We start from the raw sequence: 15388 nt of genomic DNA, 5'->3' as shown, positions 1-15388 counted from the left end.
CCCTGGTTGACCCCCGCGGCCATGGGTCGGTCCGGATCAGCCGTGGGCCGAGACCCGTCCTTCGGCCCGAGGCAGGACACTACGAGCGATGAAGGCGTCCACCTCGAGCACCTGGGCCCGGTGGGCGGAGAGCGCCGTGCAGGCGATCATGGCGTTGCGGCGGGAGATCTGCTGGCTCGCGGTCGGCCAGTGACGCAGGGACAGCAAGCGTGCCGAGAAGAAGGCCATGAGTCGAAGGTAAAGGAGCAGACCACCCTTCCGCATCAACCCTGGGTGACATCTGTGTGAACGCTGGGGCCGTCGGTGCGAGTCAGTCCGGCACAGGGCCGTGCAGCACGCCCGCCGAGCGGGTCGCGCCGATGCTCGCAGCGACCACGCAGGCCATCGCGAGCCACTGGACCGGGCTCAGGAACTCGCTCAGCAGCAGCATGGCGGCCAGTGCGGCAGCAGCCGGTTCGAGACTCATCAGGATCCCGAACGTGGCCGGGGGCAGGGTCCGCAACGCGACCAGCTCCAGGCTGTAGGGCACCACGGACGAGAGCAGCCCGACAGCAAGGCCAAGGATCAGGATCCGGCTGTCCATGAGCTGGGCGGCACCATCGAGGAGCAGGACCGGCAGCAGGGCCGTCGCGGCCACCACACTGGCCACGGCCAGACCGTCGAGTCCCGGCCAGCGCCGGCCGGTGCGGGCGCTCAGCAGGATGTACGTCGCCCACGCGGCTCCGGCGAGCAGGGCGAACCCCACGCCGGCCAGGTCCAGGTCACCCGGCTCGGCCCCGAGCAGGGCCACCCCGAGGCCGGCCAGGATCACCCAGGCCAGGTCGCGGGGCCGTCGTGACCCCAGAACGGCCAGGGTCAGCGGACCCACGAACTCGATGGTGACGGCCAAGCCCAACGGGATGCGGGCGAACGACTGGTAGATCGCCCAGTTCATGAGTCCCAGGCTCACCCCGAATCCCAGGACGACCATCCAGTCCTCGCGCGAGCGACCGCTCAGGCGGGGACGCGTGATCGCGAGCAGGATCGTGGCGCTGGTGGCGAGCCGCAGCCACACCAGCGCGGTGGGGGAGACCTCGTCGAACAGGTCCTTGGCGACCGCGGCACCGAACTGGACCGACAGGATGCCGATGAGGACCAGCCCGACTGCTCTTCGCACTGCGCCCGACACGCGATCAGGATGCCAGTCGTCGGTCCCCCCGGCGCACCCAGGTGAGGTGCGCGCGGGCCTTGACCCCGGCGGGCGGATCGGTTAGGCCTGTGTGCGGGGTCTCGAATCGAGGAGGGTGGTCGAGTGACATCCACGTTGTTGCTGGTCGGCACACGTAAGGGGCTGTGGATCGGGCGATCCGAGGAGGCGCGGACCGACTGGACCTGGACGGGGCCGCACTTCGACATGGAGGAGGTCTATTCCGCCATGATCGACACTCGCGGAGCGACCCCGCGGCTCCTGGTCGGCTCGTCGTCGAGCTGGCTCGGGCCGCAGGTATGGCGGTCGGACGACCTGGGGGAGTCCTGGCAGGAGACCCCCAACGGGGCGGTGCGTTTCCCCGAGGCGACCGACGCGACCCTGGCCCGGATCTGGCAGCTCACCCCCGGCGCCCGGCCGGAGATCGTCTACGCCGGCACCGAGCCCGGCGCCGTCTTCCGCTCCACCGACCACGGGGCCACCTTCACGCTCGAACAGGCGTTGTGGGACCACCCGCACCGCGAGCAGTGGCAGGCCGGCTTCGGGGGCCAGGCGTTCCACACAGTGCTGCCCCATCCGAGCGACCCCGACTCCGTCACCGTGGCGCTGTCGACCGGTGGGGTCTATCGCACCACCGACGGCGGTGCCTCCTGGGAGCCGCGCAACCACGGCATCCGCGCGGAGTTCCTGCCGGAGGGACAGCAGTATCCCGAGTTCGGGCAGTGCGTGCACAAGGTGGCCCGACACTCCGCCCGGCCCGAGCGGCTCTACCTGCAGAACCACGGCGGGGTCTACCGCTCCGACGACGAGGGAGGCACCTGGGAGTCCATCGCGGACGGGTTGCCGGCGGACTTCGGGTTCCCGATGGTGGTCCACCCCCACGAACCCGACACCATCTACGTCTTCCCGATCCAGGGAGGCGACAAGCGTTACCCGCCCGACGCCGAGGCCAGGGTCTGGCGCTCCCAGGACGCCGGGAACACGTGGGAGCCGCTGGGCGAGGGTCTCCCCGACGGCTTCTTCGTCGCCGTGATGCGCGATGCCATGTGCGCCGACGACCACGCCTCACCGGGGCTGTACTTCGGGGCTCGCAACGGCAGCGTGTGGGGGTCGGCCGATGCTGGCGAGACGTGGTCCCTGGTGGTCAGCGACCTGCCGGACGTGATGGTCGTGCGGGCTGCCTCGCTCTAGGCTGAGGTTCATGGGCTCCTTCGAGGTCGTCCGCCAGGCGCAGATCGATGCGCCCGCCGAGACCCTGCATTCGCTGATCAGCAACTTCCACGAATGGACCGCGTGGTCCCCCTGGGAGGATGTCGACCCCGACCTGCATCGGGTCTACTCCGGGCCTGAGTCCGGTCCGGGGGCGCACTACGCCTGGTCGGGCAACCGCAAGGCCGGGCAGGGGAGCATGGAGATCACGTCATCCACCCCCACGGTGATCCGGATCGCCCTGAGCTTCCTGAAGCCGTTCAAGGCGGTCAACGACATCACCTTCGAGCTGGAGCCGGGCGGGTCCTCGACCGGCGTCACCTGGCGCATGACCGGAGAGCAGTCCGGCCTCATGGCGCTGTTCGGCAAGGTCGTCTCGATGGACCGACTGGTCGGCAAGGACTTCGAGAAGGGGCTGACCCGGCTCAAGGCCGTGGCCGAGTCCCCCTGACTGCCCCGAGGAGGTGCTCGACGGTCGCCACCGTGACGGGGTCGTCGAGGAACTCCGCCACCCAGGCGGCATTGTCCGCGCGGGCGGCGTCGGTGTCGGCGGCCAGCCACCGGCGACAGCCCTCCTCGGCGATGTGCCCCAGCGTGGCGACCAGCATGGTCAGGTCACCCGGCGCGTCGAGTCGTCCCGGTCCGCCGGCAGCGACATACGCGTCGTACAGCTCGCGCATCCGCTCCGGTTCGCCGCACCCGTACTCGTAGACGACCATGCCCAGCTCCTGACGGGGATCGGCCGCTCCGGCGTTCTCCCAGTCCAGCACCATCAGCTCGCCCGTGGGAGTGCTCACCAGGTTGTCGCTCCAGAGGTCGCAGTGGCACAGCTGGGCGGCCGCCGGAGGAGTCAGCAGCGCCTCGACCGCCAGCAGGTCCGGCACCAACCGGTCCAGTCGCGTCGCGAAGGGGGCGCCGGCGCGCGACAGCTCCCGCACGAGTCGCTCCCATCCGACTCGTCCCACCGGGTCTGTGTGCCACGCGTCCACCGGTGTCGCCGCAGACACGACCACCTGGTGCAGGCGCGCGAGGAGCCGACCGACCGCGACCGGGTCCAGGCGCGGGGTGCCCGGCAGCACGTCGACGTACTCGTAGAGCCGGACCTGCGCTCCACCGACGGGCGCCAGCACCTCGCCGCCCGGGGTGCGCACCACGGCGGGCATCGGCACCCCGGCGGCCCGCACGACATCCTGGAACGCGGCATCGGCCCGTGCGTCCGTGGCGGACACGGGGAAGAAGGGCTCCTTGACGGCATAACGTCCCTGCGGGGTCGTCAGCAGCCAGACCTGACCGAGGCGCCCGGCCGCCACGGGTCCGGTCAGCGAGGCCCGAGCCCCGAGACCGAAGGACTCGGCGATCGCGAGCGCGTCCGCGGGTGTCAGCACACGCTCAGGCGTCCGTGGTCCACTCGTCGGCCGGGAACGTCGGCTCGGGGACGCTCGCGGTGATCATGGTGCCGTCGTCGCGACGGCCACCGATGATCGGCTTGTCACCGAGCGTGCCGGCGGTCCGCGGGCCCTGGTCGTCCAGCGGCACCACCAGCGGCGCGTCGGCGGGTACGTCGTAGGAGCGGCCGCGCACCCGGACCGGCACCCCGCTGCCGTGTTCGACGGTGAAGCTGATCTCGCTCTGGGTCAGCGAGACCCGCAGTCGCGAACCGTGCCAACGCAGGGCGTAGGTCAGCGACGGCCAACCGACGGGCAGGCGCGGGTCGAACGACAGCACTCCGCCGTGGTCGCGCATCCCGCCGAACCCGTTGACCAGGGCGCTCCACACGCCACCGGCCGAGGCGATGTGCAGCCCGTCGACGGTGTTGCCGTGCAGGTCGATGAGGTCGACGTAGAGGGCCTGGTGGAAGTACTGCGACGCCAGCTCGTGGTAGCCCACCTCGGCCGCGATCACCGACTGCACAACCGCCGACAGGGTCGAGTCGCCGGTGGTGATCGGGTCGTAGTACTCGAAGTCGGCGCACTTCTCCTCGGTGGTGAACCGGTCTCCCTGCAGGAACAGCGCCAGGACCACGTCGGCCTGCTTGAGCACCTGGAAGCGGTAGATGACCAGCGGGTGGTAGTGCAGCAGCAGAGGGCGCAGGTCCTCCGGTGTCTGGGACAGGTCCCAGACCTCACGATCGAGGAAGTAGTCGTCCTGCGGGTGGATGCCCAGCGAGTGGTCGAACGGGATGGCCATCCCGTCGGCGCAGGCCTGCCACTCCTCCACCTCGCCGTCGGCGAGATCGAGCCGGGAGACCATCGCCTGGTAGGTGGCCGGATCCGAGCTCTTGATCTCCTGGACCGCGCGCGCGGCGCGCTCGAGGTTGTAGCGCGCCATGACGTTGGTGAAGAGGTTGTTGTTGACCACGGTGGTGTACTCGTCGGGCCCGGTCACGCCGTGGATGTGGAAGGAGTGCTCGCCGTTGCTGCGCCAGAATCCGAGGTCGGCCCACAGCCGCGCGGTCTCGACCAGGATGTCGATGCCATCGCGTTCCATGAAGCCGGTGTCCCCGGTCGCGTCGACGTACTTGGTCAGCGCGTAGGCGACGTCGGCGTCGATGTGCACCTGGGCCGTGCCGGCCGCGTAGTAGGCCGACGCCTCCTCGCCGTTGATGGTGCGCCAGGGGAACAGGGCCCCGTTCTGGGCCATCTCGCGGGCCCGTTCGCGGGCGGCCGGCAGCATCCGGGAGCGGAAGTGCAGCGTGTTGCGAGCCACTTCGGGCAACGTGTAGGTGAGGAAGGGGATCACATAGATCTCGGTGTCCCAGAAGTAGTGCCCCTCATAGCCCGATCCGCTGACGCCCTTGGCCGGCACTCCCTGCTGGTCGGCGCGGGCGCTGGCCTGGGCGAGCTGGAAGAGGTTGAAGCGGGTGGCCTGCTGGATGGCGTCCTGGCCCTCCACCTCGATGTCGGCGTGCAACCAGAAGTCGTCGAACCAGGCGCGCTGTTCGTCGTGGTGGTGGCGCACGCCGTTGTGCCTGGCCCGGTCCAGGGTCCGGTCGCACCGATCCGAGAGCTCGCGCACGGGGACTCCGCGGGAGCTGTGGTAGGCGACGAACTTGCCCACCGTGACCGGCCTGCCCTCCTTCGCCTCGACCCGGAAGACCATCTTGGTGAGGTCCTGCTCGTTGCGGACCACCGTCTCGACCGGCTGATCGGTCTCGATGACGTGGTCGGCCGCGACCGCGATCGTCATCTTGGACTGGGCGCACTGGTAGCCCAGCAGCATCCGCTTCTCGGTGGCGTAGCTCGCCTTCGGCAGCAGCACCCGCTCCTCGAAGTGCGAGGCCTTGCGCGGGTCGACGCCCTCGCCCATGGCTGCGGACTTGACGTGGTACTCGTCCTCACCGTCCTGGCGGTTGAGCACTTGCGAGGAGATCACCAGGGGGGCGTCGCCCTCGAGCATCGTCACCTCGAGGGTGAACACGGCGAGGTGACGCTGGGTCATCGACACCATCCGGCTGGAGTCGACCTTGACCCGCTTGCCCGACGGCGTGCGCCAGATCAGGCTTCGGCGCAGCACGCCCTCACGGAAGTCCAGCACCCGTTCGTAGTGCTCGAGGTCGGCGCTGGCCAGGTTCAGCGGCTCGTCGTCGACGTAGAGCTTCATCACCTTGGCATCAGGCACGTTGACGATCGTCTGGCCGGTCCGCGCGAACCCGAAGGCCGACTCGGCGTGGCGGATCGACCAGGTCTCGTGGAACCCGTTGATGAACGTTCCGTGGGCGTAGGCGTCGCGACCCTCCGCAGGGTTGCCGCGCATGCCCAGGTAGCCGTTGGCGACCGTGAACAGGGTCTCGGTCAGGCCGAGGTCGGCCTGGTTGTGCGAGGTCTCGACCAGGCGCCACGGGTCCAGGGGGAACCGGGCGCGGTCCATCGGGTCGGCGGGGACGTTGCGGCTCACGGGACGAGCTCCTGGAGATCGGGTACGACGAGGTCGGCACCCGCGTCGAGCAGGATCTGGCTCCCTGCCCCGCGGTCCACGCCGATGACGAGGGCGAAGTCGCCGGCGGCTCCGGCCCGGACACCCGAGACCGCGTCCTCGATGACCACCGAGGTGGCCGCGGTCGCGCCGAGCACCTCGGCGGCGTGCAGGAAGGTGTCCGGAGCGGGCTTGCCCGGCAGCCCGAGGTCGGCTGCGACGCGGCCGTCGACGACCGTGAGGAACCGGTCCGACAGCCCGGCAGCGGCGAGCACCGAGGGAGCGTTGGCCGACGACGACACGACCGCCAGGGGCATCCGGATCGCGGCGAGATGGTTGAGCAGGTCGATGGAACCCGGGTAGGCGGTGACGCCGTCGCGCGCGAGGACCTCGTTGAACGCCAGGTTCTTGCGGTTGCCCAACCCGCAGACCGTCTCGAGAGCAGGGTTGTCGGCAGGTTCCCCGTCGGGCAGTGAGAGCCCACGCGAGGCGAGGAAGTCCCGCACCCCGTCGTACCTCGGCTTGCCGTCGACGTAGGCGAAGTAGTCGTCGTCGGTATAGGGCGCCAGGTCCTGGTCGCGAGAGGCGAGGAATGCGTTGAACATCACCCCCCAGGCCCTCATGTGGACCTCGGCGGTGGGCGTGACAACGCCATCGAGATCGAACAGCACAGCGGCGTAGTCGCTCCACACCGGAGCAGGTTTGTCGTCGGGCACGGGACAAGGCTAGGGGTCTCGGCCCGGTGCCCGCACCGCAGACACCCATGTTGTTGGTCACGACGCCGGGACTAGGCTCACCGCCATGAGTTCGACCGATCAGACCTCGAGCAGCCAACCCGACATCAAGCCGCGTTCGCGCGACGTCACCGACGGTCTCGAGAAGGCGGCGGCGCGCGGGATGCTGCGCGCTGTCGGGATGGGCGACGACGACTTCGCCAAGCCGCAGATCGGGGTGGCGAGCTCCTGGAACGAGATCACGCCGTGCAACCTGTCCCTGGACCGCCTGGCCAAGGCTGCCAAGAACGGCGTGCACGCCGCGGGCGGCTATCCGCTCGAGTTCGGCACGATCTCGGTCTCCGACGGCATCTCCATGGGCCACGAGGGCATGCACTTCTCCCTGGTCTCGCGCGAGGTCATCGCGGACTCCGTGGAGACCGTGATGATGGCCGAACGCCTCGACGGCTCGGTGCTGCTGGCCGGGTGTGACAAGTCCCTGCCCGGCATGATGATGGCTGCCGCCCGGCTCGACCTGGCCTCGGTGTTCCTCTACGCCGGCTCCACCATGCCGGGCTCGGTCGACGGCCACGACGTGACCATCATCGACGCCTTCGAGGCCGTCGGCGCCTGCCTGGCCGGCAAGATCACCCGTGCCGAGGTCGACCGCATCGAGCGGGCCATCTGTCCCGGCGAAGGCGCCTGCGGCGGCATGTACACGGCCAACACCATGGCGGCCGTGGCCGAGGCGATCGGCATGTCCCTGCCCGGCTCGGCCGCCCCGCCGGCCGTCGACCGCCGTCGTGACGGTTTCGCACATCGCTCGGGCGAAGCCGTGGTCACCATGCTGCGCCAGGGCATCACGGCTCGTCAGATCATGACCAAGCCTGCCTTCGAGAACGCCATCGCGGTCGTGATGGCACTCGGCGGCTCCACCAATGCCGTGCTGCACCTGCTCGCGATGGCGCGGGAGGCCGATGTCGACCTGTCCCTCGACGACTTCACCCGGGTCGGCGCCAAGGTGCCGCACCTGGGCGACCTCAAGCCGTTCGGCCGCTTCGTGATGAACGACGTGGACAAGATCGGCGGCATCCCGGTGGTGATGAAGCTGCTCCTCGACGCCGGGCTGATGCACGGTGACACCCTCACCGTCACCGGCCGGACGATGGCTGAGAACCTGGAGGCGCTCAACCCGCCGCAGGCCGACGGCGAGATCATCCGGTCCTTGCAGGCTCCCATCCACCGCACCGGCGGGATCACCATCCTGAAGGGCTCCCTGGCGCCCGAGGGGGCGGTGGTCAAGTCGGCTGGCTTCGACGACGACATCTTCGAGGGCCCGGCCCGGGTCTTCGACGGCGAGAAGGCTGCGATGCAGGCGCTCACCGAGGGCCGGATCCTGCACGGCGACGTCGTCGTGATCCGCTACGAGGGCCCCAAGGGTGGCCCGGGGATGCGCGAGATGCTGGCGATCACCGGCGCGATCAAGGGTGCCGGTCTCGGCAAGGACGTGCTGCTGGTCACCGACGGCCGCTTCTCAGGCGGTACGACGGGCCTGTGCGTCGGCCACATCGCCCCCGAGGCCGTGGACGGTGGACCGATCGCCTTCCTGAGGGATGGAGACCTGGTGCGTCTCGACGTCGCCGGTGGCGGCCTCGACGTCACCTTGAGCGAGGCGCAGCTCGAGGAGCGCAGGGTGGGTTGGACCCCCAACGCCCCCAAGTACACCCGTGGGGTCCTGGGCAAGTACGCCAAGGTCGTGCAGTCCGCCGCGCACGGCGCCATCACGAGCTGATCCGGCTTCGGGGCCGCCCAGGGCGTACCGTGCTGGGGTGAAGTGGGGGATCGGACTGGGCGTGGCCGTGCTGCTGTGCCTCGGCTATCTCGCCGCCCTCCCGCCGCGGCCCGCGAACACTCCTGGCGTCGCAGTGCCGAGCGAGACGTCAGCCACCGGCCCGACCGGAGACGCCACCCACCACGACCCGGTCGAGCCACCGCCCGATGACCCGCTGCCACCCCCGCTGCTGCCGCACGGTGGGCGGCACTTCGACCCCGACCGCATGCTCGTGGCCTACTACGGCACCGCCGGCACCGGGTCGCTCGGCGTGCTCGGGGAGCGATCGATCCCCGTGATGACCCAGCGGCTGCGGCAGGCCGCGCAGGCCTTCGCACGCCCTGGACGCCCCGTGCAGATCGTCTATGAGCTCATCGTGACCGTCGCCGACGCCCACCCCGGCCGAGGACGGGACTACTCACACGACATCGACCGGGCCAAGGTGGAGGCCTTCATCCGGGCCGCTCATCGCAACAAGGCGCTGCTCGTGCTTGACCTGCAGCCCGGGCGCGCGGGATTCCTCGAGGTGGCCAAGCGTTGGGCCTGGGCCCTGAAGGACCCGTGGGTCAGCCTCGCCCTCGATCCTGAGTGGCGCATGCACGGACGACAGGTGCCGGCCCGGGTCATCGGGAGCGTGTCGGCGACCGAGGTCAACCGCGTGGGCGCCTGGCTTGACCAGCTCACCCGGGTCAACCGGCTGCCCGACAAGCTCTTCGTCGTGCACCAGTTCCGCACCGAGATGGTGCGTGGCATCGCCGGAGTCGCGGACCGGCCCCGTCTGGTCGAGGTGCAGCACGTCGACGGATTCGGCAACCGGCAGCAGAAGCTGGCCACCTACCACCACGTCGAGCGGCACGAGCAGTTCCGGATGGGCTTCAAGCTCTTCTACGACGAGGACACGCGGCTGTTCGCGCCGTGGGAGGTCCTGCGGATCCGACCCGCGGTACGTTTCGTCAGCTATCAGTGACTCGCAGAGCAGGAGCACCTCGTGACCCAGGACGCCGCCGTACTCGATGCCGGTGACCCGCTCGCGGGCCTGCGCGACCGCTTCGTCGGGGCACAGACCCCGCTGGTCTACTTCGACGGCAACTCGTTGGGCCGGCCGTTGCGCGCCACCGTGGAGCGGCTCCCGGCGTTCGTCACCGACGCCTGGGGCGGGCGTCTGATCCGCGGCTGGGACGAGACCTGGTTCGACCAGCCGCTGACCCTCGGGGACGAGCTGGGGCGGATCGTGCTGGGGGCCGGACCCGGCCAGGTGTTCGTGGGCGACTCCACCACGGTGATGCTCTACAAGCTGGCGCGGGCGGCGGTCGACTCGGCACCCGAGCGCACCGAGATCGTTCTGGACTCCGACAACTTCCCGACCGACCGCTACATCCTCGAGGGCATCGCTGCCGAGCGCGGGCTCGACCTGCGCTGGATCGAGTCCGACCCGGCCGGTGGGGTCACCCCCGACCAGGTCCGGGAGGTCGTGGGGGAGCTGACGGCGCTGGTGGTCCTCAGTCACGTCGCCTACCGCTCGGCGTACGTCGCCGAAGGGGCAGAGATCACCGGGATCGTCCACGACGCCGGTGCCCTGATGCTGTGGGACCTCTCGCACTCGGTGGGATCGGTGCCCCTTGCCCTGGACGAGTGGGGCGCGGACCTGGCGGTGGGCTGCACCTACAAGTATCTCAACGGCGGACCGGGGGCACCCGCCTTCGGCTACGTCGCCACGCGTCACCTGGCGAGGTTGACCCAGCCCATCCAGGGCTGGATGGGACATGCGGACCCGTTCCTCATGGGCCCTGGCTACACCCCGGCCCCGAGCGTGCGCCGTTTCGTCAGCGGGACCCCGGCCATCGTCGGAATGCTGGCGATGCAGGACATGCTGGCCCTCATCGACTCCGTCGGCATGGAAGCGGTCCGGGCCAAGTCGATCGCCCTCACGTCCTACGCCATCGAGCTCGCCGACGACCTGCTCGCACCCTGCGGGGTCACGGTGGCCTCACCGCGGGAAGCAGCCTCGCGCGGTGGGCACGTGACGCTGCTGCATCCGCGGATGCAGGAGGTCAAGGACGCACTGTGGGCCATCGACGTGATCCCGGACTACCGGGATCCGCACGGCCTGCGCGTGGGGCTGTCGCCGCTGTCGACCTCGTTCGAGGAAGTACGGCGCGGGATGCTGGCCATCCGCGATCAGCTGGTCTGATCGAGTCTCCGGTCCAGTGTCGCGAGGGCAGCGAAAACCACCAGGAACAGTGTGGTGACCCCGAGGCAGGCGGCCCCCACGCTGCCGACACCCTTGTCCGCGACGTCGAGGAACGGGTAGGGGTACCAGCCGGTCGTGGCCCCGATCATGAGGGTCCAGCCGAGCCAGACGATCGGCCAGAGCAGGGCCCAGCCGACCGTGCGTGCCGTGATCCGCGGCCGCGGCCCGAAGAGCCCCCAGCCGGCCACGGCCAGCACTGGCACGACCATGTGCAGCAGCTTGTCCGCCGCCCAGTTCCAGCCCTCGAGGTGCAGCAGGGGGCGCAGCAGGACGAAGTGCACCAGCCCGGTCACCGTGATGCCGGCGATCGCGCACAGCCGGGCCACCCGCCAGCCATGGCCGTCCTGCTGCGGGTTGCGGGCCAGCTGCACCGCCGTCAGAGCGACCAGGGCATTGCTCTGGATCGTGAAGTAGGACAGGAAGCGGCCCAGGCGGATCCCCAGCCCGGGCACCTCGGCCTCGTTGAGCACCGCGACGCCGGCGACGATCAGCACCAGTTGGAGGAGCAGCGCCACGATGGCCACGCCGGCGGTGAGCAGGTGCCAGCGCCTGGCGGTCGGGTGCATGCCCCGAGGCTAGAGGATCTCGGGGACTGTCGGTGGCACGTGGCAGGGTGGACGTCATGGATCAGCGCATCAGCTTCATCACGTTGGCGGTGCACGACCTCGACGCCACCCGGGCCTTCTACGTCGGCGCTCTCGGCTGGAGCCCCGAGGTCGACGTGCCGGGGGAGGTGCTCATGATCAAGGTGGGCGACCGCCTGGTGCTCTCCCTGTGGGACGAGGCCGCCTTCGAGGCCGAGGTGGGTGCGATCCGGCGCGGCCCGGGCGTCGTGCCGCTGACCCTGGCCCACAACGTGGCCACCCCGGCCGAGGTCGACCAGGTCCTCGCGACCGCTCGGGACGCGGGGGCCGATCCGGTGCAGAGCGCCGTCCAGCGCGACTGGGGCGGTTACACCGGATACTTCGCCGACCCCGATGGCTACCGTTGGGAGATCGCCTACAACCCCGGACCGATCGGACAGGACGTGTTGCCATGACCGACCCCCAGCAGACCCTCACCGGCCCGCAGATCCACGCGGCCGAGCTCACCGACTGGCGTCAGCTCCTTCGCGGGCTGCACACCCGGTTCGCCACGGGCGACTTCGCCACCGGTCTGACGCTCGCCGCTGCCATCGGCGAGGCGGCCGAGGAGGCCAACCACCATCCCGACCTCGACCTGCGCTACCCACATCTCGATGTCGCGCTGACCAGCCACGATGTCGGTGGCGTGACCCAGCGAGACCTGGACCTGGCCCGGGTCATCAGTGCCTTGGCCGCGGAGCACGGCGTGGCTGCCCGACCACAGGCCGTGTCCGTCCTCGAGCTCGGTCTCGACACTGCCGATGCCGCGGCGATCAGGCCCTTCTGGCTCGCCCTGCTCGACCTGCCCGACACCGACGGCACCGACGAGATCATCGACAGCTCCGGTCGGCTGCCCACGATCTGGTTCCAGTCCACCGAGCCCCATGAGACGCCGCGCCAGCGGTTGCACGTCGACATCACCGTCCCCCACGACGTCGCCGAGCGGCGCGTCGCCGCGGCGGTGGCGGCTGGTGGCACGCTCGAGAGCGACAGCCGGGCTCCGTCCTTCTGGGTCCTGGTCGACGCGGACGGCAACCGGGCGTGTGTGTGCACGTGGCAGGATCGTGATTGAGCCGGGTGCCGCAGACGGTCAGGATGTGGGATCGACGTACCAGATATTGGGATGACTGTCAGACTGGCTTGACGAGGACGGTGCCTGGCGGCGACCGTAGGCGCATGCGTGACAATCTTCTTGTATGCACCCGACGCGTGAGCTGATCACAGAAATCAGCACACGCGTCACCCCTCGTTGCCTTCCGGCCCGAGGGGTTTTTTGTTGTGAGCGGTGGTGTCGACAACGGTGAGTGCACCGCAGCAGACGTCGGGAAACGGAACAAGGAAAGCGCGAGGATGAGCGAGCAGAGTACGGCGATGACCGGGGCCCAGAGCCTGATCAGGTCACTGGAGTGTGCCGGCACGGAGAACATCTTCGGCATCCCGGGCGGGGCGATCCTGCCGGCCTACGACCCGTTGATGGACTCCAGCATCAGGCACATCCTGGTGCGCCATGAGCAGGGCGCCGGCCACGCCGCCCAGGGTTACGCGGCAGCCACGGGCAAGGTGGGCGTGTGCATGGCCACCAGTGGCCCGGGCGCGACCAACCTGGTGACCCCGTTGGCAGATGCCCACATGGACTCCGTGCCGCTGGTCGCGATCACCGGCCAGGTCGGCGCCGCCGCGATCGGCACCGACGCCTTCCAGGAGGCCGACATCCGCGGCATCACGATGCCGATCACCAAGCACAACTTCCTGGTCACCGACCCCGCCGAGATCCCGCGCACCGTCGCCGAGGCCTTCTACATCGCCTCCACAGGGCGGCCCGGGCCGGTCCTGGTCGACGTCGCCAAGTCCGCGCTCCAGGCCATGACGACGTTCAAGTGGCCGACCCAGCTCAACCTGCCCGGCTACCGGCCCGTGACGCGCCCCCACACCAAGCAGATCCGCGAGGCCGTGAAGCTCATCCTGAGCGCCCGCCGACCGGTGCTCTACGTCGGCGGCGGCGTGATCCGGTCGCGGGCATCTCGCGAGTTGCGCGCCCTCGCCGAGTTCACCGGCATGCCGGTCGTCACCACGCTCATGGCCCGTGGAGCGTTCCCCGACAGCCACCCGCAGCACCTCGGCATGCCCGGGATGCACGGGACCGTGGCAGCGGTCGCCGGACTGCAGCGCAGCGACCTGATGATCAGCCTGGGCGCCCGCTTCGACGACCGGGTGACCGGCAACCTGGACTCGTTCGCACCTGGTGCCAAGGTGATCCATGCCGACATCGACCCGGCCGAGATCGGCAAGAACAGGCATGCCGACATCCCGATCGTGGGTGATGCCCGCGAGGTCATCAACGAGCTCCTGGCTCTGCTGCGCACCGAGGCCGACGCCGGCAACTGCGGAGACTACGAGGAGTGGGTGCAGTTCCTGGCCGGCGTCAAGTCGACGTACCCGCTCGGCTACGACACACCCGCCGACGGCTCGCTGGCGCCCCAGTACGTCATCGAGCGGTTGGGCGCGATCGCCGGTCCCGAGGCCATCTACTGTTCCGGGGTGGGCCAGCACCAGATGTGGGCGGCTCACTACGTCGGCTACGAGAACCCCAACACCTGGATCAACTCCGGCGGGCTCGGCACGATGGGCTTCTCGGTGCCGGCGGCGATGGGTGCCAAGGTGGGTCGGCCGGAGGCGACCGTGTGGTCGATCGACGGTGACGGGTGCTTCCAGATGACCAACCAGGAGCTGGCCACCTGCGCGATCAACGACATCCCGATCAAGGTGGCGATCATCAACAACGAGTCGCTGGGGATGGTCCGTCAGTGGCAGACGCTGTTCTACAACGAGCGCTACTCCAACACCGACCTGCACTCCAAGCGCATCCCCGATTTCGTGAAACTCGCCGAGGCCTACGGGTGCATCGGTCTGGCCTGCGATGCTCCTGGCGACGTCGATGCCACGATCGAGAAGGCGATGTCGATCAACGACCAGCCGGTCGTGGTGGACTTCCGGGTGCACCGTGACGCCATGGTGTGGCCGATGGTCGCCGCCGGGTCCAGCAACGACGCCATCCAGTACGCCCGGGACCTGGCTCCCCAGTTCGACGAGGACTCCGTCTGATGAGCAAGCACACCCTGTCGGTCCTGGTGGAGAACAAGCCAGGCGTCCTGGCCCGCATCGCCGGCCTCTTCTCGCGCCGCGGGTTCAACATCGACAGCCTCGCGGTGGGACCGACCGAGCATCCCGAGGTCTCCCGCATGACGATCGTCGTCAACGTCGAGGAGAGCCCGCTCGAGCAGGTCACCAAACAGCTCAACAAGCTGGTCGAGGTCATCAAGATCGTGGAGCTCGACGGTGGCGCCTCGGTGGACCGAGCGCTCCTGATGGCCAAGATCCGCGCTGACGCCGACAGCCGGGGCAAGGTGCTCGATGCCGTCCAGCTGTTCCGCGCCAAGGTCATCGACGTGGCGCCGGACGCGATCACGGTGGAGGTCACCGGCAACCCCGACAAGCTGTCGGACTTCCTGCGGATCGTCGAGCCGTTCGGCATCCGCGAGCTCGTCCAGTCCGGCGTGATCGCGATCGGTCGCGGTTCGCGCTCCATCTCCGAGCGCAACCTGCGCCCGGTTCCTGTCCCTGCACCGACTGCAGTCTGACGAATCACCCAACCCCGAAGGAGAG

Annotated in this window: 15 protein-coding genes; 9 read left to right on the top strand and 6 right to left on the bottom strand. The window is 69.5% G+C overall.

The genetic code is table 11. From position 1 onward, the window contains the following. Positions 1 to 36 precede the first annotated feature (36 nt). Positions 37 to 228 (bottom strand): hypothetical protein, encoded by a 192-nt coding sequence (locus tag AB7I40_RS00940; RefSeq protein WP_428346509.1) that lies wholly within the window; start codon positions 226 to 228, stop codon positions 37 to 39. 82 nt (positions 229 to 310) lie between these two features. Next, positions 311 to 1168, bottom strand: a complete 858-nt coding sequence (locus tag AB7I40_RS00935) for an EamA family transporter (protein ID WP_428346508.1) — start codon at positions 1166 to 1168, stop codon at positions 311 to 313. Positions 1169 to 1291: 123 nt separating this feature from the next. On the opposite strand from AB7I40_RS00935, the gene AB7I40_RS00930 reads away from it, so the two are divergent. After that, positions 1292 to 2377 carry a WD40/YVTN/BNR-like repeat-containing protein gene (locus tag AB7I40_RS00930; RefSeq protein WP_428346507.1) on the top strand — a complete coding sequence of 362 codons (1086 nt, stop codon included), beginning with the start codon at positions 1292 to 1294 and terminating at the stop codon, positions 2375 to 2377. 10 nt (positions 2378 to 2387) lie between these two features. Next, positions 2388 to 2846 carry an SRPBCC family protein gene (locus AB7I40_RS00925; protein ID WP_428346506.1) on the top strand — a complete coding sequence of 153 codons (459 nt, stop codon included), beginning with the start codon at positions 2388 to 2390 and terminating at the stop codon, positions 2844 to 2846. Here the strand turns inward: AB7I40_RS00925 and AB7I40_RS00920 are convergent. Genes AB7I40_RS00920 through AB7I40_RS00910 form a run of 3 tightly spaced genes read right to left on the bottom strand, consistent with a single transcriptional unit; the run spans position 2821 to position 7023 of the window. Next, complete coding sequence (locus AB7I40_RS00920) at positions 2821 to 3780, bottom strand: phosphotransferase enzyme family protein (RefSeq protein ID WP_428346505.1); 960 nt, start codon at positions 3778 to 3780, stop codon at positions 2821 to 2823. The two genes, AB7I40_RS00925 and AB7I40_RS00920, sit on opposite strands and share 26 nt — an antisense overlap. Positions 3781 to 3784: 4 nt before the next feature. Next, positions 3785 to 6262: a glycoside hydrolase family 65 protein gene (locus tag AB7I40_RS00915; RefSeq protein WP_428346580.1), complete on the bottom strand. Its 2478-nt coding sequence runs from the start codon at positions 6260 to 6262 to the stop codon at positions 3785 to 3787. A gap of 23 nt (positions 6263 to 6285) precedes the next feature. Beyond that, positions 6286 to 7023, bottom strand: a complete 738-nt coding sequence (locus AB7I40_RS00910) for an HAD family hydrolase (RefSeq protein WP_428346504.1) — start codon at positions 7021 to 7023, stop codon at positions 6286 to 6288. Between the two features lie 85 nt (positions 7024 to 7108). On the opposite strand from AB7I40_RS00910, the gene ilvD reads away from it, so the two are divergent. From ilvD to AB7I40_RS00895, 3 genes are read left to right on the top strand one after another with little or no spacing between them, the layout of a single operon-like run. Beyond that, positions 7109 to 8812, top strand: a complete 1704-nt coding sequence (gene ilvD, locus AB7I40_RS00905; protein ID WP_428346503.1) for a dihydroxy-acid dehydratase — start codon at positions 7109 to 7111, stop codon at positions 8810 to 8812. A gap of 37 nt (positions 8813 to 8849) precedes the next feature. Continuing rightward, entirely contained in the window at positions 8850 to 9818 is a 969-nt protein-coding gene (locus AB7I40_RS00900; RefSeq protein WP_428346502.1) for a hypothetical protein, read from the top strand. A 21-nt stretch (positions 9819 to 9839) separates the two neighbouring features. Continuing rightward, entirely contained in the window at positions 9840 to 11042 is a 1203-nt protein-coding gene (locus AB7I40_RS00895; protein WP_428346501.1) for a kynureninase, read from the top strand. Here the strand turns inward: AB7I40_RS00895 and AB7I40_RS00890 are convergent. Further along, positions 11030 to 11668, bottom strand: coding sequence for a Pr6Pr family membrane protein (locus AB7I40_RS00890; RefSeq protein WP_428346500.1), 639 nt, complete (start codon positions 11666 to 11668; stop codon positions 11030 to 11032). The two genes, AB7I40_RS00895 and AB7I40_RS00890, sit on opposite strands and share 13 nt — an antisense overlap. Before the next feature lie 56 nt (positions 11669 to 11724). On the opposite strand from AB7I40_RS00890, the gene AB7I40_RS00885 reads away from it, so the two are divergent. From AB7I40_RS00885 to ilvN, 4 genes are all read left to right on the top strand, one after another. Continuing rightward, a complete protein-coding gene (locus tag AB7I40_RS00885; RefSeq protein ID WP_428346499.1) occupies positions 11725 to 12141 on the top strand; it encodes a VOC family protein in 417 nt (138 codons plus the stop codon). Then, the gene (locus AB7I40_RS00880; RefSeq protein ID WP_428346498.1) at positions 12138 to 12797 is read left to right on the top strand and encodes a 4a-hydroxytetrahydrobiopterin dehydratase; all 660 of its coding nucleotides are present in this window, start codon (positions 12138 to 12140) and stop codon (positions 12795 to 12797) included. The genes AB7I40_RS00885 and AB7I40_RS00880 overlap by 4 nt, the downstream gene beginning before the upstream one ends. Positions 12798 to 13075: 278 nt before the next feature. Further along, positions 13076 to 14827, top strand: a complete 1752-nt coding sequence (locus tag AB7I40_RS00875; protein ID WP_428346497.1) for an acetolactate synthase large subunit — start codon at positions 13076 to 13078, stop codon at positions 14825 to 14827. Then, the gene (gene ilvN, locus AB7I40_RS00870; protein ID WP_428346496.1) at positions 14827 to 15363 is read left to right on the top strand and encodes an acetolactate synthase small subunit; all 537 of its coding nucleotides are present in this window, start codon (positions 14827 to 14829) and stop codon (positions 15361 to 15363) included. Before AB7I40_RS00875 ends, ilvN begins: the two co-directional genes overlap by 1 nt. Positions 15364 to 15388 lie beyond the last annotated feature (25 nt).

The sequence above is a fragment of the Nocardioides sp. genome (genome assembly GCF_050246775.1).
Taxonomy (GTDB): domain Bacteria; phylum Actinomycetota; class Actinomycetes; order Propionibacteriales; family Nocardioidaceae; genus Nocardioides.
This window is presented reverse-complemented; position numbering and strand designations above follow the sequence as displayed.

What these genes read in the sequence shown, in the direction of transcription:
- AB7I40_RS00875 (WP_428346497.1), top strand. Translation starts at nt 13,076, where the DNA reads ATGAGCGAGCAGAGTACGGCGATGACCGGGGCCCAGAGCCTGATCAGG.
- ilvN (WP_428346496.1), top strand. Translation starts at nt 14,827, where the DNA reads ATGAGCAAGCACACCCTGTCGGTCCTGGTGGAGAACAAGCCAGGCGTC.
- AB7I40_RS00880 (WP_428346498.1), top strand. Translation starts at nt 12,138, where the DNA reads ATGACCGACCCCCAGCAGACCCTCACCGGCCCGCAGATCCACGCGGCC.
- AB7I40_RS00890 (WP_428346500.1), bottom strand. Translation starts at nt 11,668, where the DNA reads ATGCACCCGACCGCCAGGCGCTGGCACCTGCTCACCGCCGGCGTGGCC.
- AB7I40_RS00915 (WP_428346580.1), bottom strand. Translation starts at nt 6,262, where the DNA reads ATGGACCGCGCCCGGTTCCCCCTGGACCCGTGGCGCCTGGTCGAGACC.
- AB7I40_RS00940 (WP_428346509.1), bottom strand. Translation starts at nt 228, where the DNA reads ATGGCCTTCTTCTCGGCACGCTTGCTGTCCCTGCGTCACTGGCCGACC.
- ilvD (WP_428346503.1), top strand. Translation starts at nt 7,109, where the DNA reads ATGAGTTCGACCGATCAGACCTCGAGCAGCCAACCCGACATCAAGCCG.
- AB7I40_RS00885 (WP_428346499.1), top strand. Translation starts at nt 11,725, where the DNA reads ATGGATCAGCGCATCAGCTTCATCACGTTGGCGGTGCACGACCTCGAC.
- AB7I40_RS00925 (WP_428346506.1), top strand. Translation starts at nt 2,388, where the DNA reads ATGGGCTCCTTCGAGGTCGTCCGCCAGGCGCAGATCGATGCGCCCGCC.